This window comes from Campylobacter ureolyticus, from assembly GCF_013372225.1.
Lineage (GTDB): Bacteria > Campylobacterota > Campylobacteria > Campylobacterales > Campylobacteraceae > Campylobacter_B > Campylobacter_B ureolyticus.
This window is the reverse complement of record NZ_CP053832.1, coordinates 251,235-271,491: the sequence shown is the minus strand read 5'-3', so window position 1 is coordinate 271,491 and position 20,257 is coordinate 251,235. Positions and strand designations below refer to the sequence as shown.

The following is a 20,257-nucleotide window of genomic DNA, read 5'->3' as shown; positions in this document are numbered from 1 at the left end:
AAATCAAATTTGACTAATTTTTAATTTTAATCAAATTTGATTATTTTTTATTTTTACAACGACCACTTTAACTTATTAAGCAAACAAGCTATTTACACTCTCATCGTGATAAACTCTTCTTATAACTTCACCAAAAAGTGGAGCAACGCTTATAACTTTTATTTTTTTAAAATTTTGTCCCTTTTCGCAAAGTGGAATTGTATCAGTTACAACAAGTTCATCTAAAGAATCATTTTGTAAATTTTCATATGCTTTTCCACTTAAAACAGGATGGGTACAAAATGCCATTACGCTAGTTGCTCCTCTTTCTTTAAAAGCAGCTGCAGCTTTTACTATGGTTCCAGCGGTGTCTATAATATCATCCACTAAAATCACATCTTTGCCATTTACATCGCCGATTACATTCATAACTTCGCTTTTATTTGCTTCTTCTCTTCTTTTATCGACAATTACCATATCAAGACCAAGTTTTTTTGCTAAACTTCTAGCTCTTGCTACACCACCAACATCTGGGCTTGCCACAATTGGATTTTTAAGATTTTTACTTTTTACATAATCAGTAAAAACAATTGAACCATATAAATTATCAACTGGCTGGTCAAAAAATCCTTGAATTTGTCCAGCGTGCAAATCCATAGTAACAACTCTGCTAATTCCAGCAACTTGCATCATATCTGCCACTAATTTTGCAGTAATAGGCACTCTTGGAGCAGCCTTCCTATCTTGTCTTGCATATCCAAAGTATGGCAATATTGCAGTTATGCTACTAGCACTGCTTCTTTTTAATGCATCGCTTAAAATTAAAAGCTCCATTAAATTTGAATTAGCCGGAGCACAAGTTGGTTGGATGATAAAAACATCTTTTCCTCTTACGCTTTCACCTATTTGAACGCTTATCTCACCATCGCTGAAAGTTTTAATAGAACACTCACCAAGCGGCAAAGAAAGATATTTAGAAATTTTTTTAGAAAACTCAACATTTGCAGTTCCAGAAAATATTTTATAACCTCGCATAAAAAACCTTTAAATAAAATTGCCTTATTTTAGCGAAATTAAACTTTAAAACAGAGAAGTTATTCTCTGTTTTTTAAATTTTCAATAAGATCTTATTATTTTAACGGCCTCAACTATATTTTTAAGACTTGGTTTTACCTCTTCCCATTTTCTGGTTTTTAGACCACAATCAGGGTTTATCCAAAGCTTTTCTTTTAGTAAAACTCAATCAAATTTTTGATTGAGTTTTATATGCCAATATATTTCATAAATAAAAAAGGTGGTATTTTTGAAGCATTTTTAAAACTTAGCCCATTTACTTTTGGTAATTTAAAAAGTTTTAAAAAAGAATTTGTCCTATTTTTAAAGATACAGTTACAATGAGAAGCACTGAAAATGCAAAAGAATACAAAATTTAATGGCGCAAAAAAACTAAACTTTGTTATAAACAAACTTCCTGTTTCTTTGAAACTATTAAAATCCCTTAAAGCCTTGTAGCATGGGGCATGTCATAATTTTCTCCTTAAAATAAAGTCGTTAGTTTAGCAAATGTTTTCTTAAAATAAAATTATTTTATAAATCCACTTGCTAAAACTCTATCTAAGTCATCATAAAATACAGCCAATTGTCCGCTTGCAATGCCACTTATTTTCTCATCTAAAATAACCTTAGTTCCGCCATTTTCAAGCTTTTTTATAGTTCCTTTAATTTTTGATGAGCGATATCTTATTTTTATATTTGCCCTAAACTCATCATCTAAATTTAAAAATTCGTTTAAATTTATAGTTTCAAACTCATTTTCTAAAAGCTCGTTTTTAAGCCCAACGATAATTTCATTATTTTTAGCATCTATTTTAGTGACATAGTGTGGCTCATGTGCCCCAAAAACACTAAAACCACGCCTTTTTCCAATCGTATAATGCATATATCCATCATGTTTTCCAATGATTTTGCCGTTGCTATTTTTTACAACTCCTGGGGTATTTGTATTAAAATGTTTGTTTAAAATATCAATATAACTATTTTCAACAAAGCAAATTTCACTACTTTCTTTTTGTCCAGCTATTTCTATGAGCTCAGGAAAATTTGCGATACAAGCCTTTATATCTTTTTTATAACTATTTCCAAGTGGAAAAATCATATTTTTTAACGCATCTTTTTTAACATTTGCTAAAAAATAACTTTGATCTTTACTCTCATCAAGTGCTACTTTCAAAAGTCCATTTTCAACTCTTACATAATGCCCTGTTGCCAATTTTTCACAACCTAATTTTATGGCAAAATCAAGTAATTTTCCAAGTTTTATAGCTCTATTACACAATGCGCATGGATTTGGTGTTTTACCGCTTTTATAAATTTCAATAAAAGGCCTATAAACTTCTTTTTCAAACTCATTTTGAAGATCTAAAATTTTAGTTTCTATGCCTAAAAACTCACCTACTTTTTTTACTTTTTTTATGTTTTGCTCATGATAATTAGGCTTGCTATGAAGCTTCATATAACATCCTATTATTTCATGACCCTCATCTTTTAAAGTTTTTGCAACATACGAACTATCAACACCACCACTTAATGCGACTAAAATTTTCAAATTTTATCCTTGTATTTATTTTTTAAATCTTGGATTTTATAATTTTCTCATAAATTAAATTTATATCATCGGTTAATGTAAAAAGATCTAAATCAACAGAGGAAATTGTTTTTTCAAAAAGAAGTGATGTTTTTAAAAACTCAATTAATGGTTTATAAAACTCAACACCATAAAGAAAAATTTTAGCTTCTTTCATGCCATTTTGCACTAAAACAAACACTTCGAAAAGCTCATCCAAAGTTCCAAAACCACCTGGAAAAATAATAAAATAACTTGATTTTTGTATTAATGCTACTTTTCTTAAAGCCAAATTTGAAAAAACAGTTCCGTCTGTAACAAATTCATTAAGCTTTTGTTCGTTTGGAAGCACTACATTTATACCAACACTTTGAGTATTGTTTTCAAAAGCAGCTTTATTCGAAGCTTTCATTATCCCGCCTCCACCACCTGTAACGATAGTAAAACCACTATTTGAAAGCATTTTTGATAACTCGTATGCTTTTTTACAAAATTCATTATTATCATCGAATCTAGCTGAACCAAAAATCGTAACACATTCACTAGGTAAGGTAAAATTTAAATTTTTAACATCATCTAATAAACTTTTCATAACTATTCCTTTAACATAATTCCAAGAGGGATTATAACGCTTATTCTTTTTTCTACACCAGGGTGTGGGATAATTAAATTTTTATTTTTTCTAACTTTTGTATTGAAGTACAAAATGTCCAAATCAAGAGTCCTTGGAGCATTTTTAAAGCTTCGTTTTCTTTTAAAACAAATTTCAAAATGCTGCATTAATTTTAAAACTTCATTTGGGCTTTTTGATGTTTGAATTCTTATAACAGCGTTTAAAAAATCATTTTGTTTTGTATATCCAAAAGCCTTATTTAGTAAAATTGGGGAAGTTGAGTTTATAAAAAATCTTTTGTCTTTATTTATTTTTTGAAAAAGTTTTTGAAAATTTTTTTTAACTTCGCCAATATTTCCACCAATTCCTAGATAAAACTCATATTTAAAATACTCTTTTTTGGCTCTTTTAAAAGGATAAAATTTGCTTTTTATAAAACATTTTGCATCATTAATTTTATAAAAGCCATTATTTAAAATTTGCATTTTTTACAGTATTTCGCATCCATTTTCTGTAACGACCACAACATCTTCAATTCTTATGCCAAACTCATTTTCTAAATAAATTCCTGGCTCAACACTAAAAACCATTCCCTCTTTTAAGATAGTTTTATCTGTTTTATTAATATTTGGAAACTCATGTATATCAACACCAACACCGTGCCCAGTTGAGTGAAAAAACTCTTTTTCAAAACACTGTTTTTTTATAAATTCCCTTGCTGCTTTATCAACATCGCAAGCCATAACTCCTGGCTTTACAGCTTTTATAGCAAGACTTTGAGCCTCTTTTACTATTTCATAAATTTCATTTTGTTTATTGGAGTTAAAAATTTGCTCTTTTGAAAAGTTTAAATTTTTATTAAAAATAGCAGTTCTAGTTCTATCAGAACAATATCTTTTATATTTAACCCCAGCATCTAATAGAAGCAAATCATTAAAATTTAAAATATCACTACTTGGCAAAGCATGTGCTTTTGCGGCATTTTTATTTAAAGCAATTATTGGACTAAATGATAAACCCAAAACACCCTTTTGTTTAAAAATTTTTTCAGCCTCATAAAACAGCTCAAATTCGCTCAAATTTTCACCATTTTTATTTAAAAACAAAGCAAACTCATCAAAGTATTTTGCTCCCAAATTTGCTGCTTTTTTTAAAATTTCAATTTCAAAATCAGTTTTTATAATTCTCTTTTTTTTTGAAAAAAATGGTTTTGAAATAAAATTCAGTGATAAATTTGAACTTATTTTTTTAAAATCAGCGTAAGTAAAATCATTTGGGTCAAAGACTAAGCTTTTTATCCCAAATTTTCTTATTAAAAGTCTTGCCTCTTTTATCAGTGGGTTTTTAGCATCGATAACTTCTGCATTTTTTACCAAATTTCTAGCTTCAATAGCATATCTTGAATCGGTTATAAAAAAATTATTACCATTTATGCTTAAAAAGATTTCATTATCACAGCTATAACCACACTCATAAAATACGGCATTTTCATCTTTTAAAATGTAATTATTCATCTGTTTTTTGAGTATTTTCTTTAGCTTTTTTTACTGCTTCAATTTGACTAAAAATTTGAAGCATTGCAATCATTGCAAGATGATATCCAATCGGTCCAAAGCCAATTACTTGTCCAGCTGTTACAGCTGATATCAAGCTTTTTTGACGAAACTCTTCTCTTCTTGCGATATTGCTAATATGAACCTCAATTGTTGGTAAATTAACAGCTGCAATTGCATCTCTAATAGCCACTGAAGTGTGAGAATATCCTGCTGGATTTATTATAATTCCATCTGCATCGCCAAGACATTCTTGAATTTTATCTATAATTTCACCCTCTAAATTGCTTTGAAAAAACTCAATATCAACATTGTTTTGATCAGCTACAACTTTCATTTGCTTATGAATTTCTTCCATAGTCATAACGCCATAAACATTTGGCTCTCTTTTTCCAAGCATATTTATGTTTGGTCCTTGAATAATAACAACTTTCATTTTTTTCTCCTATTTATAAAATTAAAGATAAAATTATATCAAAATATAACTAAAAATTCGCTACAATTTGGCTTTTAGGAGTTAAAATGAAAATTTTAAAAGCCAAATATATTTTAATTTGTGATGAAAATTTCACTGTTTTAAAAAATAAGTCAATCGCATTTGATGATAAAATCAAAAAAACTGGTAATTTTAAAGAGCTTTTAGCGCTCTATCCAGATGCTAAAATTTATGATTTTGGTGATGATATTGTAATGCCAGGACTTATAAACTCACATACACATTTGGAATTTAGTGCTAATAAAACAAATTTAATTTATGGAGATTTTATAAAATGGGTTGGAAGCATAGTTAAAAATAGAGACAATTTATCAAAAAAAGCAAAAGGTACAATCATAAAAAATGCTATCAATTCACTAGCCAATTCAGGCGTAACAACAATTGGAGAAATTTCAAGTTTTGGGGCATCTTTAAAAGAGTGTGCGGATTCACCTTTAAGAGTTGTTTATTTTAATGAGCTTTTAGGAGCAAATGAAAGTGTTGTAGAAAAAAACTGGGATTATTTTTTAAAAAGATTTGAAAACTCTAATAAATTTAAAAACGATCTTTTTATCCCAGCAGCTTCTGTTCACGCTCCCTACTCCACTCATCCAAATTTAACAAAAAGACTTTGTGAATTTGCTAGAAAAAATAAAATTTTAATTTCAACACATTTTTTAGAAAGTAATCATGAAAATTTATGGCTTAGAAAAGGAAGTGGTGGATTTAAAAAATGGCTTAAAAACTTTAGTCAAAACCCAAAGCCTTTTTACAACATAAAAGAGTTTATAGAAAATTTTGAAGGCATAAAAACACTTTTTATTCACTGTGTTTATTTAAAAGAGTTTGAAATTTTAGATAAAAAACTTCACTCAATAATTCATTGTGCTTATTCAAATCGCCTTTTGAGTAAAAAATCTCTAAATTTAAAAGAAGTTTTAAAAAATGATATAAATTTATGTGTTGCAACAGATGGACTTAGCTCAAATATAAGCTTAAATTTCTTTGACGAGTTAAGAGCAAATTTATTAATCCATAAAGATTTTGATTTACAAAATTTGGCTAAATTTTTACTTCTAGCCTCAACACTAAATCCAGCAAAAGCTTTAAATTTAAATTTAGGAAGCCTAGAAGTTGGTAAAATAGCTGATATCGTAGTATTTAAAGGCTTTGAGGTAAATGATGAAAAACAAATTCCACTTCAACTTATCTTAAATACAAAAGAGGCAAAAAATATATTTATAAAAGGAGAAAAAATAAAATGATGAAAGAAATCGGTAAATTTTTTAGTGATATTTTAAAATTTGGTATAAAAGCTTTTATAGTTTTGTTTTTAATAACGCTTATTTTAGTTGGATTTTCAGGCACGAAAATCGAAAAAAGCGGAGTAAATTTGGCTGAAATAAAACTAAGTGGTGCAATTATGGATGAAAGTGCTATTTTAAAAGAAATTTATAGCATTCAAGATGATAAAAATATAAAGGCTGTTTTATTAAATATAAATAGTCCAGGTGGTGCATTTGCACCAAGTTTTGAAATTTCAAATGCTATAAAAGAGCTAAATAAAGAAAAGCCAGTAATTGCCTACGCAAGTGGAACAATGGCAAGTGGAAGCTACTTAAGTGGTGTTTGGGCAAATAAAATTTATGCAAATAAAGGAAGTTTTATCGGCTCAATTGGTGTTATAATGCAAGGATACAATATCGAAGAACTTGCTTCTAAAATAGGCATAAAAGATCAGGTTGTAAAAGCTGGTGAGTTTAAAGAAGCAGGAACCATAATGAGAGCTTGGAGCCAATCTGAAAGACAAAGTCTTCAAGATTTGGTAGATAAAAGCTATGATTTGTTTGTAAGTGAAGTTGCAACTGCTAGAAGATTAAATAAAAATGATGAAAAAATGTGGGCAAATGCAAGAGTTTTTTTACCTGATGAAGCGCTAAATTTGGGCTTAATCGATGAAATTAGCAACTACAAAAAAGTAAAAGATGAAGTTGTTAAAATCTCAGGTGTTCAAAATCCTGTTTGGAAAGAAAAAAGCAAATATGATGAGTTTATAGACGCATTTTCGGCTAAATTTGTAAATTTGATAATGAGTGAGTTTAGTTTGAAAGTAAAATAAAAATTTATAAAGGCATTAACAATGAAAAAGATGGTTTTAATAGCGGTTTTGGTTTTTAGTTTTTGTATTGGAAGCGAGAGTAAATGTAACAGCCAAAGTGAGAGACTTTTATTTGCTATCTCATCAAATAATTGCAAAGTAGCCAAAGAAATTGTAAATAAAAACCCAAAAATTGTATTTGAAACAAATGAATACGGCGCTGATAATATGGAAGTTTTATTTACTTATTACTATGTTTTAGCCAATTATGACCTTTGGCAAGATTATGATTTTAACTGCTTTTTAGATACGTTTTTACAAGCAAAACCGAATTTAAATTTTTATACACAAGAGCTTAATTTAACACCACTAGGTATCGTTGCAGGTTTGCCAACTAGTAATAAAATAGAAATTTTTGATAAGCTTTTAAAAGCAGGTGCTGATATAAAGCAAATGCCACTTAAAGATAGTGATATGGAAATTTTATATTTTGCTATATATAATAAAGATTTAAATTTAATGGAGTATTTATTAAAAAATGGAGCTCCAATAAAAAAAGATTTTTTTGGGCGCATAATATTTGAGTGGCTATCTTCTTATAAAACTAAAAATCAAACAAATGACGAAATAGAAAAAATTAGAAAAAGTAAAGATTTTATACAAGATAGAAAGTGGGCATTGCAAAGCGTAGATATTTTCTTAAAATACGCTGATATTAAGGATTTTAGCGATAAAGATAGGCTTGGTTCAATAAACCCTCTTACTTATTTTAATGATATAGAATTTGTTAAAAAGCTTGTAAATTTGGGAATTTTTGATGACAAAAAAGAGCTTTTAGAAAAGGCCATCAATTACGCTAAGGAAAATAGAAGGTTTGAAATAGCTGAAATTTTAGAAAATTTAAAAGCCAAAAAGGCTTTTAAGGTTTTATAAATTTCAATTTTAAAGCAAGACAAAATAAGCAAACAAAGTTATAGCAATTGTTACTAAAACATCAAGTAAAAATCCAGCTTTTACCATATCTTTTTGTCTTATCATACCCGTTCCAAAAACAAGAGCGTTTGGCGGAGTTGCAACAGGAAGCATAAACGCACAACTTGCACCAACTCCAATAACTACAACTAAAACTTCTTTTGGCATGCCAATTTGCATGGAAATATCTGCAAAAACAGGCACTAGAAGTGCGGCTGAAGCGGTATTACTAGTAAATTCAGTTAGAATTTTAATAAAAAGCGCAACAATGAAAATAATAACAATATCAGGTGCGTTTCCAAGAGCATTTGCCACTTCATTTCCTAAAACTAATGATGCGCCAGAATCTTTTAAAATAGCACTTAGTGTTAGTCCGCCACCAAATAGCATTAAAACACCCCATTCGGTATTTTTAGCTATATCATCCCAACTACAAAGTCCTAAAGCAACCACTAAAATAGCAGCAATTAGGGCAATAAGTGCATCGCTTATAACAAGTTTTCTACCTAAAATTTCACTGAAAAGCTCGCTTAAAAATGATGAAAATATCCAACAAGTTGCTACTAGTATAAAAACTACAATCGTAATAATTCTACTTCTTGTCCAAGGCGTATCATCACTTGCTCCAATATCAACTTTTCTATGAAAATCAGGTTTAAATAAAATGTATAAAACAAAAAGCATTAAGGGCCAAAATATAAAAGTAAGCGGAAGCCCAACTTTCATCCAGTCAAAAAAACTATATCCAAGTTCAGCCGATGCGATGGCATTTGGTGGTGATCCAACAAGTGTTCCAAGACCACCAATACTTGCAGAATATGCAATTCCTAGCATCACAAAAATTATTGTTCCTCTATCTTTTTCTTTATCTAGATGGCTTATCATACCAATTGCCAGAGGTATCATCATAGCTGCAGTTGCGGTATTTGATATCCACATAGATAAAACGGCTGTTACTGCGCATATCATTACAACCGCCCAACCAAGCTTAGCTCCAGATAAAGAGACCAATTTCATAGCAATTTTTACATCAAGTTTTTGTATATGAAGTGCCGTAGCTAAAGCAAATCCACCAAAAAATAAAAATATAGTAGGGTTTGCAAAATTTATTAACATATCTTTTACACCAAGCGGACTAAAGCCACTCTCAGAACTTATACCTATACCTAAAAGCACTCCTAATACTGGAACCAATAAAGCAGTAATTGTAATATGAATAGCTTCTGTAAGCCACAAAATAGCTATAAAAAGCAAAATTGCTAAACCTTTATTTGCATTTGAATCGTAAGGCAAAAATTCATAAAGTAAAAATGATAAAATCGTAGCGATTAAAACAATAATTAAGCCTTTATTTGTTATATGTGATATTTTATCTTGCAAAAAAACTCCTTATTTCTTTAAAATAAAATTATCACTTTTTCAAACTTTAAATTTGCTTAATATTAAATTTTAAAATTATTTTTTATAAATAGTGAGTAAATTTGGGCTAAGAAGCCCAAATTTTTTAAAATACGAAATATGCAAAAAGAGCAATTATCACAACCGAAAAGACATTTAAAACAATACCTGCTTTTATCATATCTTTTTGACCAAACATTCCTGTTCCAAAAACAAGAGCATTTGGTGGAGTTGCAACAGGAAGCATAAACGCACAACTTGCACCAACTCCAATAACTGTAACTAAAATCTCTTTTGGCATACCCATTTGAGTAGCAACTCCTGCAAAAACAGGAACTAAAAGCGCTGCTGAAGCGGTGTTGCTTGTAAATTCGGTTAAAATTATTATAAATATGGCAACAACAAATATAATAACCAAAGGTGAAGAGCCACCAAATATATTAGCAACTGCTTGACCTAAAACAAGTGAAGCACCAGAATCTTTTAAAATAGCACTTAGAGTTAATCCTCCACCAAATAGCATTAAAACACCCCATTCAGTGTTCTTTGCTACATCATTCCAAGTACAAAGACCCAAAACAACAACTGCAACCGCTGCTCCAAGAGCTATTAAACCATCACTAAAAGCTATGCCTGTTAAATGTGTTAAAGGCTTAGCAAATATCCAGCAAAGTGCAGTTGTACAAAAGACAATAATAGTTAAAATTCTATTTGTTGTCCAAGGAATATCCACACTTGCATCAACTTCTATTTTTTTATTAAAATCAGGTTTAAATAAAAAATAAAGTGTCAAAAGCATAACTGGTAACATTATAATGGTAAGTGGAAGTCCTATCTTCATCCAATCAAAAAATGTTAAACCAAGCTCAGCTGAAACAATCGCATTTGGTGGTGAGCCTACCATTGTTCCAAGTCCGCCAATACTTGCAGAGTATGCAATTCCCAAAAGAACAAAAACAATCGTTCCTCTATCTTTAACTCTATCAAGTCCTGAAAGCATACCAATAGCAAGTGGAAGCATCATAGCTGCAGTTGCTGTGTTTGATATCCACATAGAAAGTCCTGCGGTTACTAAACATATTGCAATTGCTGCATACCCAAGCTTTGAGCCTGATAATGATATAAGCTTCATAGCTATTTTAGTATCGAGCTTTTGGATGTGAAGAGCAGTAGCTAGTGCAAAACCACCAAAAAATAAAAATATAGTTGGATTTGCAAAATTTGATAAAGCTTGTTTGATAGTCAAAGCTTTAAACACGCCATCCGCATTAACAGAACCAATGCCTATAAAAATTCCAAGCAATGGAATCATTAAAGCAGTAACTGTTATATGGACAGCTTCAGTAAGCCATAAAATTGCTATAAAAACAAGTAGACCTAAGCCTTTATTTACATTGTCTTCGTATGGCAAAATTTTATATATGGCAAAAGAGAGTATTGCAGCTATCAGAATAACTATAAGCCCTCTTTTAGTTATGGGTGATACACCGCCCTCATTTATCACTTCATTTTCCAAAGAAACCTCCTTAGTTTTAGTTTGGGTTCAGTATATCAAAAAGCAATATAAAAGTGTCATTAAAGTTATTTTTATAAGTTATAAAAAACAAATTTGTTACAAAAAGTAAAAAATAAAAAAACTATCTTTTAATCTTAAACCAACCATAATAATTATCATCAAGCCTGTCTAAAAAAAGTAACTCAAGCTCTAAATTTAGAGAAATGCTATCTAAATTTATAAATTTGCTTGAAAAAAATATTAATATATGTGTTACAAAAGGAGGCAAATTTCTAGCCATTTGCTCACCACCCTCAATCATACAAAGTTTATAGTTTTTTAGCTTATCTATATTGTCGCTTATTATAACTTCGCGATTTTTAACACTAAAAAGCGGTATTGTCTTATCAAAGTTGCTTTGTTTTGAGTAGATAAAAATATCTGGATTTTTAAAGTTACTTCCCAAAAGCCTTGTATCTAAAATCGGTCTATCAACTCTAACCGTATTTCCACCAATTGCTAAAATTTCACTAACATTTCTTAGCTTGTGAACTAAAAGCCTAGAGGCATTATTTGTAATAATTCCACCTTTTATAACGCCATTTAGGCTCATTCCAAGCTTAAAAAAACTAAAATTTCCACTAAGGCATCTTAAAAATGGATCTAAAAGTAAAAATCCCTCATCTTTTAAAACATCAAATTTTACCTTTATTCCAGCGTTTTTTAAAATTTGGGCACCACCTTTTGCTGTTGGATTTATATCTTTTTGTGAAATTATAACTTCACTAAAACAAAGTTCTTTTATCAAATTTGCACAAGGTGGGGTTTTACCATGATGTGAGCAAGGCTCAAGCGTGACATAAATTTTTGCTTCTTTTAATAAATTGTTATGATTTTTTAGAATAAAATCATAAGTTTGTTTTTCATCTTTTGGAAAAACTAAATTTGGATTAAGCTTTTTTAAGGCTGATTTTATGGCATTTACTTCGGCGTGATTACAGCCGGCTTTTTGATGAGCTTCTATACTTAAAATTTGATTATTTTTATCAAGTATTAATGCCCCAACTGCTGGATTTGGATAGGTTAAAATTTGATACTGCCAAGCTTTTTTTATGGCTAAACTCATATAAAATTCATCATTCATTTTATGCCTTTTTTTGTTTAAGATTATATCAAATTCAGCTTAGAAAAAAACTGATGTTTTTATATTTTATTAGTAAATTTTTAGTTATTTTATCATAAATTTTTTATAAATTTGATATAATTTAAAAACTATTTTTCTTTAGGAGTTTTTTATGAACTATTTTGATGAGTATTATCTGGGTGCTTTTAGGAAATTTGCTACTTTTAGTGGCAGAGCTAGAAGAAAAGAGTATGGTTGGTTTTGCGTTTTTAACTTTATCGTTAGCTTGATACTAGGTATAATTGATGTTTTAGTTTTTGGCGATGCAGATGGGATATTTGGTTCAATTTATGGTTTGGTTATATTTATACCATCGCTTGCGCTACTTGTAAGAAGAGTTCATGATTTTGGCAAAAGTGGGTGGTTTGTGCTAGTTATGATATTTGTCCCAACAATAGCACTTATAGTTGGTCTTCTTTTTATTCAAACATCAAAAGAATTAGGTATGTTATTTTTGATAATAGCACTTGCTTTGTTTTTTTATTTTGTTTTTTTACCTATATTTAAAAAAGGCGATGAGGGCGAGAATGCTTACGGAAGCGATCCAAAGGCACTAAATTTATAAATTTTTATTGAAATTTAGGCGCTATTAAAACTCATAAATCCACAAAGCAAGGTTTTAGCCCTTGACAATGTGGATTTAATTTAATTTAATTTTAATTAAAATCTAAATTTTTAACTCTTTCATCAAGTTCTTTAAGTTTTTGTGATGGTGGAGTTGCAACTAAACCTTTATGGCTTGTGATTTGTTCTGGTTCTGGAACCTCATTTGCTGTTTGAGTTAGCTCGATCTTTACTCCGAATTTGGCTAGTTCATTGGATAGTTCTATTTGACCTTTTCTAGCAAATTCCTGGCATTGTCCGATGATCCTTGCAGCTTCTTGTGGTGCGTGGAAACCATAGCTATTTTCGCTAAATGCAAAGTCCCATCTCATATGAGCGCGTCTTTGGTTCCATAAAGTTTTTTCCAAAGCTTTTGAAATTTCAGCTTTTTGTGTATCGCTGTCTAAATTTGCAAACTCAGGAAGTTTTGCAAGCTCATCTCTTGCTACTTCAATATCTTGAATTAGAGAAAGTAGCGCATTTTCACATTTTCTAAGCTCATAAGAGTGGCGATTTTGTATAAAATTTATACGCTCTACTAACTTATCTTCGCTTTGCATATGGCAAGTCTTACAACTTCCTGTAATGTCAGCAAATGGACTTTGTACAGTATGACTTGAAACCTTTTGAGCGCCCTCTCTTTTGTATGGCATGTGACAATCAGCACAACTTACACCACTTCTTGCGTGAATTCCAGCTGAGCTAAGTTCAGCTTCTGAATGTTGCATTTTAATGATTGGTGCATCTGTAGTTTTATGCTTATAGTCAAATTTAAACTTACCATTTTCAAACATCTCATCATAATACTCATCAAACATCTCTATTTTAAATGGTTTATCTTTTTCCCATTTAGCCCATGGGAAGGTTAGAGTTGAGTCTTTACCTTGGAAATAATACTCCACATGACACTGCATACAAACATAACTTCTCATCTCTTGGCGACTAGCTTTTAGTCCACTTTTTGCATCTGCCTCATAACCTCTATCAACCATAGCATTGACAAATGCAGGTCTTGTTACTCTTAAACTCATATCATCAGGACTATGGCAATCAGCACAGCTACTTCCTAAATGTGAGCCTTTATATGGATCTTCGCCATGTTTATCAGCTACTTTTTTCATAACATCAAAATAAGGAATTGAGTTCATCTTTGTCCATGCGGCTTTTTCTTTTTTGCCTTCTTCGCCTTTTACATCAAAAAATGGCATATCTTTACTAGCTGATTCAACAGGATCTTTAGTTAAGTTATAATCCCCATCTTTCATAATAGCAGTTAAATGCCCAGTATGGCAATTTACACAGACTCCTGACTGACCTTTAAATTTAGGAAGTCCGTGAGAGTTTAAATACTCTTTATCATTCCTTTTTGTTTCAATCTGGTCAATTTGTGTATAAAAATGAAGCCTTGGGCGGTTATAGTCAACTGCAAAAGCATATCCATCCCAAAATTTAGTAGCCGCAGGATAGCGAATTAGTTTACTATATGGAACCGAACCTGCGTATGGTGTCTCGTAAGCAATATTCTCCATAGCGGCAAAACTTTCATATTGTGATGGGAAATTTTTACCCCACTCTTTTACATCAGGGTCCAAATCACTTACCTTATGAAGCATCATCGGATAGCTTTTTTCCTCCTCAAATTTAGAACCGATATCTACAAATAGTGCAAACATAGCTGCACCCAAAACAACGGCAACAAAAAAAGCCACCGTATATAAAGTCCATTTTTTCATTATTTCTCCTTGTTGATTTTAAAAGTTATGTGCGTGTCCGACTTGTCTATGACACGATACGCAAGATAGTGGCTCGCTTCCTGGAGCACCTTTTTTCATAGTTGCATCTATTGAGTGTGCAGCGTATTCGCTGTGACAGGCGATGCAGTTATTTTGGATTATGTTTTTACCTTTATCTGTGGCTTGAAAAGACACTGGATTTTGCTTAAAAGTAACAGCGTATCCGTGATGAAGACCATTTTCAGCCTTAAATAGCCACTTAGATACAAAGCCTTCAGGCACATGGCAATCACTACAGGTTGCAACATGTTGGTGTCCACCTTTCATCCAGCTTTCATAGACTTGATTCATAACATGACAGTTTTTACAGGCTTCGGAATCATGTCCAAAATATGAAAAACCTTTTGCATAGACAAATGTAAAAAGCCCATGCCCGATAACCAAACCAAAGCTTATCACAAGAACCAAAGTAGCAAAAGCAGATGGAGAGCGCTTAATTTTATCAATTAGTTTTTTCAAAAAGCCTCCTTTATAAATTTTAAACAAAAGGTAATTATACTAAAAATAAAATGAGAAACAATTGATTTATATCAAGTTTTATAAAATTTGATAAATTAATAAAAAAATACTAGAAATACTCAAGAATTTAAATAAGATTATTCTATTTAATGATAAAACATTTTTTAATATAAATTAAATAATATAATCTTGCAAGAAATAATTAAATAAAAATTACATCAAAACTAAGCCAAAATCTTTAAAAATTTATCTTTTAAATTTTTAAAGTTTATTTACCACTCAATAAAAGTTTTAGCTTTTAAAATTTCATCAAATTTTATATCTAAATTTTCTTTATCGGTTTTAAGAGTTAAAATTTCATCATCAAAGCCTATAATTTCACCCTCAAATTTTTCTTTATTTACTGTTGTGATTTTAGCTTTTTCACCAATACTGTTTATAAAATGATCTTGTTTTGTAAGCTTTCTCTCAAGTCCTGGACTACTTACTTCAAGTGTGTATTTGCCATTTACCGGTGGTTCGACATCAAAAATAGGTGATAAAAGCTTACTTACTTTTTCACAATCATCCAAATTCACACCACCACTTTTTGTGATATAGACCCTAAAAATAGTTTTGCCATTTTCATTTGCAACTTCAGTATCATATAGGTTTAATCCACACTCCATTACTAGAGCTTTTATATCAGTCATTTATATCCTTTTTTAAACTCTTAGCGGCTTTTTTAAACAACTCATCCATGTGGTTTTGATACTCTAGTTTATCATCAAATTTAAAATGAAATTTAGGACTTCTAAACCAACCTTCAGCCTCTTTACAATAATTTTGCAAATAGCCATTTACCCTATCAAGCTTTTTTAAAACTAAAATTTGCTCATCTTCATCAAATGCCATTTTATCAAGATAGACAAAAGCATCATATCTTCCTTTTTTGCACTCCACATCAACAACACAAAGCCCTTGTAAATCTGGGTCAGAAAGCCCAGCTAAAGCCTCAGGAATAAGCTGTTTTAAAACGCTTGCTGTTCTTAGTCTTCTTATCTCACCACTCATTTTTACTCTTTTTAGATAGTTGCTTGTTCTTCTCTTTTTATAAAGCTTTCTATGTAATCACCCACTTGCATATCGTTATATCCCTCTATGCCAACACCACATTCAAAACCTTTTGCTACTTCTTTTACATCATCTTTAAAGCGTCTAAGCGAGCTTACTTTTCCTTCAAATTTAACTACACCATCTCTTATGACTCTTATATCAGCTCCTCTTGTGATATTTCCATCAGTTACCATACAACCTGCAATTTGACCGATTTTTGGAACATTTATAACTTGTCTTATTTCAGCTTGACCTATTTCTTCTTCACTTATAATTGGACTCATAAGCCCGCCTAAAATAGCCTTAACATCATCTAAAAGAGTATAGATTACATTATAAGTTTTTATCTCTACACCTCTTTCTTTAGCTCTTTCTTTTACATCTCCAGTTGGTCGGACATTAAAGCCAAGAATCACACAATTTTCACTCGCACTTGCAAGACCGATATCATTTTGTGTAATGCCACCTACTCCGCTATGAATAATATCTACCTTAATCTCATCATTTCTAAGTTTTTCAAGACTTGCTTTTATAGCCTCTAAACTTCCACCAACATCGGCTTTTACAATAACAGGTAAAGTTTTAAGCTCACCTTCTGCTATCTTTGCACCAAGCTCTTCTAGGCTTACTTTTGTTGATTTTGAAAGCTCTTTTTGTCTAAGATAATCATGTTTTTTACTAGCATAGTCTTTTGCTGTTTTTTCATCTTCCACACCTATTAGTGTTTCGCCTGATTCTGGAACTTCGTTAAGACCTATTATAACGCCACACTCTCCTGGACTTAATTTTTTGATATGATTTCCTTTATCATCCATTATAGCTCTTACTCTTCCATAAGATACTCCAGCTACAACATTATCTCCTATATTTAAAGTTCCATTTTGAATAATGATAGTTGCAACTGTTCCAAGACCTTTTTTAAGTGAACTTTCTATAACTGTTGCTTTTGCCATTCTTTTTGGGTTTGCTTTAAGCTCTAAAATATCAGCTTGAAGTAAAACTATTTCTAAAAGTTCATCTATACCCATTCCAGTTTTTGCTGAAATCGGAACAAACTCATACTCCCCACCCCAATCAAGAGGTAAAATTCCAAGCTCACTTAGTCCTGATTTTACTAAGTCTGGATTGGCTGTTGGTTTATCCATTTTATTAATAGCTATAATGATAGGAACATTTGCTGCTTTTGCATGAGCAATAGCTTCTTTTGTTTGTGGCTTTACTCCATCATCTGCTGCAACTATTATAATAACAACATCAGTTACCTCAGCACCTCTTTCTCTCATTGCCGTAAAAGCCTCGTGTCCTGGGGTATCAATAAACGTTATTTTTCTACCATTTTTTTCCACCATATAAGCACCAACATGCTGAGTTATACCACCAGCTTCACCAGTTGCAACGCGTGAATTTCTTATATAGTCTAATAAACTTGTCTTTCCATGGTCAACATGTCCCATTATAGTAACTACAGGTGCTCTTAAAACAAGATCTTTTTCATCATCTTTTGTTTCATCATAATCTTTAGTATAATCAAATTCCAAAGCCTCATCAATGATATTTATAGTTACATTAAACTCGTCCGCTAAAATTTCTAAGGCATCTTCATCTAAAAAGTCATTTTTAGTTACCATAAGCCCTAGCATAAAAAGTTTTGAGATAACTTCACTAGGTTGTTTTCCAAGCTTATCTGCAAATTCATAAACTCTAATTTCTTTTGGAATATCAATAGAGCTAACAGAAATTTCCTCATCTTTTTTAACTGGTTTTTTATGTTTTTTTCTCGCACCTCTGCTTATGTTTCTGGTTTCTTGGTTTGTAAATTTGTTTTGAGCTGAGCGATATACTTTTTGCTGCTTTGTTTCTTTTTGTTGAGTTTCGACACTGATAGCACTAAGAGTTAAATCAGGTAAAACAACCTCATTTTCATCATCAATCTCAACATCTTTTATATCTCTATCATCTAAAATTTCTATTTTTGTAGCACTTTCTTTTTTTATATTTAAAGACTGTTTTTTAGATGGCTTTTTCTTTTTTAAATTTGAACTTGTATTTGAAAATATCTCATCAAGCCCAATATTTAATTTTTGAATTGGCTCTTTTTTGGCTTTAACTTCTATTTTTTCTTCTTGTTTAGGCTCATCTTTTTTCTTAACTATTACCAAACCTCTTCTTTTTTTAAGAGATAAAGAAGCCAAACTTTCAACTTTTTTAATTCTTGGTTCGGATTCTTTTTCTTTTGAAATTTCTTTTTTAGGAGTTTCTAAGTTTTTAGATTTTGTAGTTTTTATCTCATCTTTATCTTGTGGTTTTAGCTCTTCTTTTATTTCTGTTTTTATATCATTTTTTGAAGCTGTTTCTTTTGTTTCTTTTTTAACTTCTTCATTTTTAATTTCTTCTGGCTCTTTTACAGAGTTAAGATCTTTTTCTTTTTGCTCTTGTGTTTTTTTTGAAATTGATTCTTTTTTAGGTTTTACTGTTTTTTGGGCTTTTGGTTTATCAGCTTTTTCTTTTTTTGACTTCTTAATAGGCTCTTCATCATCTAAAATTTCAATTTCTTTTTTATGCTTTGAGTGTATTTTAGATTTTGTCTTAAGCTTTTGTGGCAACTCACCTGTTTGAACATAGTTATATATAGCCTCTGCTTCTTCCATGCTAACTGCACTGTTTTGTGCTTTTATTTTTTTAAGCCCCATTTCATTGGCTTTTTCAATGATTTCTTTACTGGTGTAACCAAGCTCTAATGCTATCTCACTTATGCGAACTTCCGCCATATAAACTAATCTCCTTTTAATTCATCTAAACTTGAAATTCTTACAAATCTAGAAACTGCTTTTTTTAAAATTTTTTCTTCTTTTTTTATACAATCAGAACATATATAAAAACTTCTTCCAGTCAAATCTTCTTTGTTAATTTTATGATTTTTTATTCTAAATCTTAAAAGTTTTTTTTGTTCAAATTTATTTTTGCAAACTACACATGATCTAATTTGCACAAATTTCCCCATCATTATATCTTTTTTTTCTTTTATTTTGCTTTTTTATGATATTTTAAAGCCATCATTGTCAAAATCAAGCTCTTTTATCTTAAATTCTGGAAATTTATCTTTTAGGATTTTAGCTAAATTTTTGCTATCGTCTTTATATGTTATATTTAAAAAACTTGATCCACTTCCTGATAACGTGCTCATTAAAGCTCCATTTTCATAAGAAATTTTTCTAACCTCAAAAAGTTCTGGTAAAGCTTTCATTCTTAAATCCTCATGCATCATATCTTTAGCTGCTACTCTTAGGCTTTCATAATCTTTTTTTATAAATGATGCTGTTAAAAAAGCACTGTGAGAGAGGTTAAAAACACACTCTTTCATAGAGTAATTTTTTGGTAATTTTGATCTTGATTTATCTGTAGACATTGCTTTATTTGGAATAACAACAACAGCTTTTATAGAAGAATCTAAATGAATTTTTTGAGTATAGACTTTACCATTTTCAACAACACTTGTTACAAAACCACCAAATGTAGCAGGAGCGATATTGTCAGGGTGATTTTCATAAAATAAAGCTTTATTTAAAATAGCCTCTTTTGTGATTTTAAACTCAGCCATTTCATAAGCTACTGCGATTGCTCCAATAATTACAGATGAACTACTTCCAAGCCCTCTTGAAAAAGGGATATTATTTATAAATGAAAATTTAAAATTATCCTGCCTAGTAGTTAAAGACTCATAAATTTCTAAGAAAATATTTACAAAAGTGTTATTTTTTTTAATTTTTAAATTTCCACTTCCCTCGCCTTTTATAGAAATGCAAGGTAAATTTTGCTTTATTATTTCAACCTCGTTATATAGGTTTAAACTAAGTCCCAACGCATCAAAGCCTGGACCTAAATTCGCACTAGTTGCTGGAACTTTTATCTTCATTTTTC

General features: G+C 30.5%; 20 protein-coding genes and 1 pseudogene. 4 read left to right on the top strand and 17 right to left on the bottom strand.

The window, feature by feature from the left end:
• Nucleotides 1-75: 75 nt before the first annotated feature.
• The 7 genes and pseudogenes from CURT_RS01415 to aroQ form a co-directional block, all read right to left on the bottom strand.
• Nucleotides 76-1,014 carry a ribose-phosphate pyrophosphokinase gene (locus tag CURT_RS01415; RefSeq protein ID WP_018712476.1) on the bottom strand — a complete coding sequence of 313 codons (939 nt, stop codon included), beginning with the start codon at nt 1,012-1,014 and terminating at the stop codon, nt 76-78.
• Between the two features lie 81 nt (nt 1,015-1,095).
• Nucleotides 1,096-1,218 (bottom strand): annotated as a pseudogene (locus tag CURT_RS01410) (hypothetical protein); the annotation flags it as partial.
• 343 nt (nt 1,219-1,561) lie between these two features.
• A complete protein-coding gene (mnmA, locus tag CURT_RS01405; RefSeq protein WP_018712478.1) occupies nt 1,562-2,584 on the bottom strand; it encodes a tRNA 2-thiouridine(34) synthase MnmA in 1,023 nt (340 codons plus the stop codon).
• A 22-nt stretch (nt 2,585-2,606) separates the two neighbouring features.
• Nucleotides 2,607-3,194, bottom strand: coding sequence for an LOG family protein (locus tag CURT_RS01400; protein WP_018712479.1), 588 nt, complete (start codon nt 3,192-3,194; stop codon nt 2,607-2,609).
• Nucleotides 3,195-3,196: 2 nt separating this feature from the next.
• The gene (gene folK / locus CURT_RS01395; protein ID WP_018712480.1) at nt 3,197-3,700 is read right to left on the bottom strand and encodes a 2-amino-4-hydroxy-6-hydroxymethyldihydropteridine diphosphokinase; all 504 of its coding nucleotides are present in this window, start codon (nt 3,698-3,700) and stop codon (nt 3,197-3,199) included.
• Between the two features lie 3 nt (nt 3,701-3,703).
• On the bottom strand, nt 3,704-4,729 hold the full coding sequence (locus tag CURT_RS01390; RefSeq protein ID WP_018712481.1) for a M24 family metallopeptidase: 1,026 nt from the start codon (nt 4,727-4,729) through the stop codon (nt 3,704-3,706).
• Nucleotides 4,722-5,204, bottom strand: a complete 483-nt coding sequence (aroQ, locus tag CURT_RS01385; protein WP_018712482.1) for a type II 3-dehydroquinate dehydratase — start codon at nt 5,202-5,204, stop codon at nt 4,722-4,724. Before aroQ ends, CURT_RS01390 begins: the two co-directional genes overlap by 8 nt.
• An 86-nt stretch (nt 5,205-5,290) precedes the next feature.
• Here aroQ and mqnF point away from each other — a divergent pair, with 86 nt between their 5' ends.
• From mqnF to CURT_RS01370, 3 genes are read left to right on the top strand one after another with little or no spacing between them, the layout of a single operon-like run.
• Complete coding sequence (gene mqnF / locus CURT_RS01380; protein ID WP_018712483.1) at nt 5,291-6,508, top strand: aminofutalosine deaminase family hydrolase; 1,218 nt, start codon at nt 5,291-5,293, stop codon at nt 6,506-6,508.
• On the top strand, nt 6,505-7,362 hold the full coding sequence (gene sppA / locus CURT_RS01375) for a signal peptide peptidase SppA (RefSeq protein WP_018712484.1): 858 nt from the start codon (nt 6,505-6,507) through the stop codon (nt 7,360-7,362). Before mqnF ends, sppA begins: the two co-directional genes overlap by 4 nt.
• A 21-nt stretch (nt 7,363-7,383) precedes the next feature.
• A complete protein-coding gene (locus CURT_RS01370; RefSeq protein WP_018712485.1) occupies nt 7,384-8,274 on the top strand; it encodes an ankyrin repeat domain-containing protein in 891 nt (296 codons plus the stop codon).
• 9 nt (nt 8,275-8,283) lie between these two features.
• Here CURT_RS01370 and CURT_RS01365 read toward each other — a convergent pair whose 3' ends face one another.
• The 3 genes from CURT_RS01365 to ribD all read right to left on the bottom strand — a co-directional run bounded on the left by CURT_RS01365 (nt 8,284) and on the right by ribD (nt 12,350).
• Nucleotides 8,284-9,693, bottom strand: a complete 1,410-nt coding sequence (locus CURT_RS01365; RefSeq protein WP_018712486.1) for an SLC13 family permease — start codon at nt 9,691-9,693, stop codon at nt 8,284-8,286.
• A gap of 124 nt (nt 9,694-9,817) precedes the next feature.
• On the bottom strand, nt 9,818-11,227 hold the full coding sequence (locus CURT_RS01360; RefSeq protein ID WP_018712487.1) for an SLC13 family permease: 1,410 nt from the start codon (nt 11,225-11,227) through the stop codon (nt 9,818-9,820).
• A gap of 121 nt (nt 11,228-11,348) precedes the next feature.
• Nucleotides 11,349-12,350 (bottom strand): bifunctional diaminohydroxyphosphoribosylaminopyrimidine deaminase/5-amino-6-(5-phosphoribosylamino)uracil reductase RibD, encoded by a 1,002-nt coding sequence (gene ribD, locus CURT_RS01355; RefSeq protein ID WP_018712488.1) that lies wholly within the window; start codon nt 12,348-12,350, stop codon nt 11,349-11,351.
• Between the two features lie 151 nt (nt 12,351-12,501).
• Here ribD and CURT_RS01350 point away from each other — a divergent pair, with 151 nt between their 5' ends.
• On the top strand, nt 12,502-12,954 hold the full coding sequence (locus CURT_RS01350; RefSeq protein ID WP_018712489.1) for a DUF805 domain-containing protein: 453 nt from the start codon (nt 12,502-12,504) through the stop codon (nt 12,952-12,954).
• A 91-nt stretch (nt 12,955-13,045) separates the two neighbouring features.
• Here the strand turns inward: CURT_RS01350 and CURT_RS01345 are convergent, their stop codons facing one another.
• The 7 genes from CURT_RS01345 to thrB form a co-directional block, all read right to left on the bottom strand.
• Nucleotides 13,046-14,725, bottom strand: a complete 1,680-nt coding sequence (locus CURT_RS01345; protein WP_018712490.1) for an ammonia-forming cytochrome c nitrite reductase subunit c552 — start codon at nt 14,723-14,725, stop codon at nt 13,046-13,048.
• An 18-nt stretch (nt 14,726-14,743) separates the two neighbouring features.
• The gene (gene nrfH, locus CURT_RS01340) at nt 14,744-15,244 is read right to left on the bottom strand and encodes a cytochrome c nitrite reductase small subunit (RefSeq protein ID WP_018712491.1); all 501 of its coding nucleotides are present in this window, start codon (nt 15,242-15,244) and stop codon (nt 14,744-14,746) included.
• A gap of 272 nt (nt 15,245-15,516) precedes the next feature.
• Nucleotides 15,517-15,936 carry a ribosome maturation factor RimP gene (gene rimP / locus CURT_RS01335; RefSeq protein WP_018712492.1) on the bottom strand — a complete coding sequence of 140 codons (420 nt, stop codon included), beginning with the start codon at nt 15,934-15,936 and terminating at the stop codon, nt 15,517-15,519.
• The gene (rbfA, locus tag CURT_RS01330) at nt 15,929-16,297 is read right to left on the bottom strand and encodes a 30S ribosome-binding factor RbfA (RefSeq protein WP_018712493.1); all 369 of its coding nucleotides are present in this window, start codon (nt 16,295-16,297) and stop codon (nt 15,929-15,931) included. The genes rimP and rbfA overlap by 8 nt, the downstream gene beginning before the upstream one ends.
• 11 nt (nt 16,298-16,308) lie before the next feature.
• Nucleotides 16,309-19,107, bottom strand: coding sequence for a translation initiation factor IF-2 (gene infB / locus CURT_RS01325; RefSeq protein ID WP_018712494.1), 2,799 nt, complete (start codon nt 19,105-19,107; stop codon nt 16,309-16,311).
• Nucleotides 19,108-19,112: 5 nt separating this feature from the next.
• Entirely contained in the window at nt 19,113-19,328 is a 216-nt protein-coding gene (locus CURT_RS01320) for a DUF448 domain-containing protein (RefSeq protein WP_115651899.1), read from the bottom strand.
• Nucleotides 19,329-19,373: 45 nt separating this feature from the next.
• On the bottom strand, nt 19,374-20,252 hold the full coding sequence (thrB, locus tag CURT_RS01315; RefSeq protein WP_018712496.1) for a homoserine kinase: 879 nt from the start codon (nt 20,250-20,252) through the stop codon (nt 19,374-19,376).
• Nucleotides 20,253-20,257: the final 5 nt, after the last annotated feature.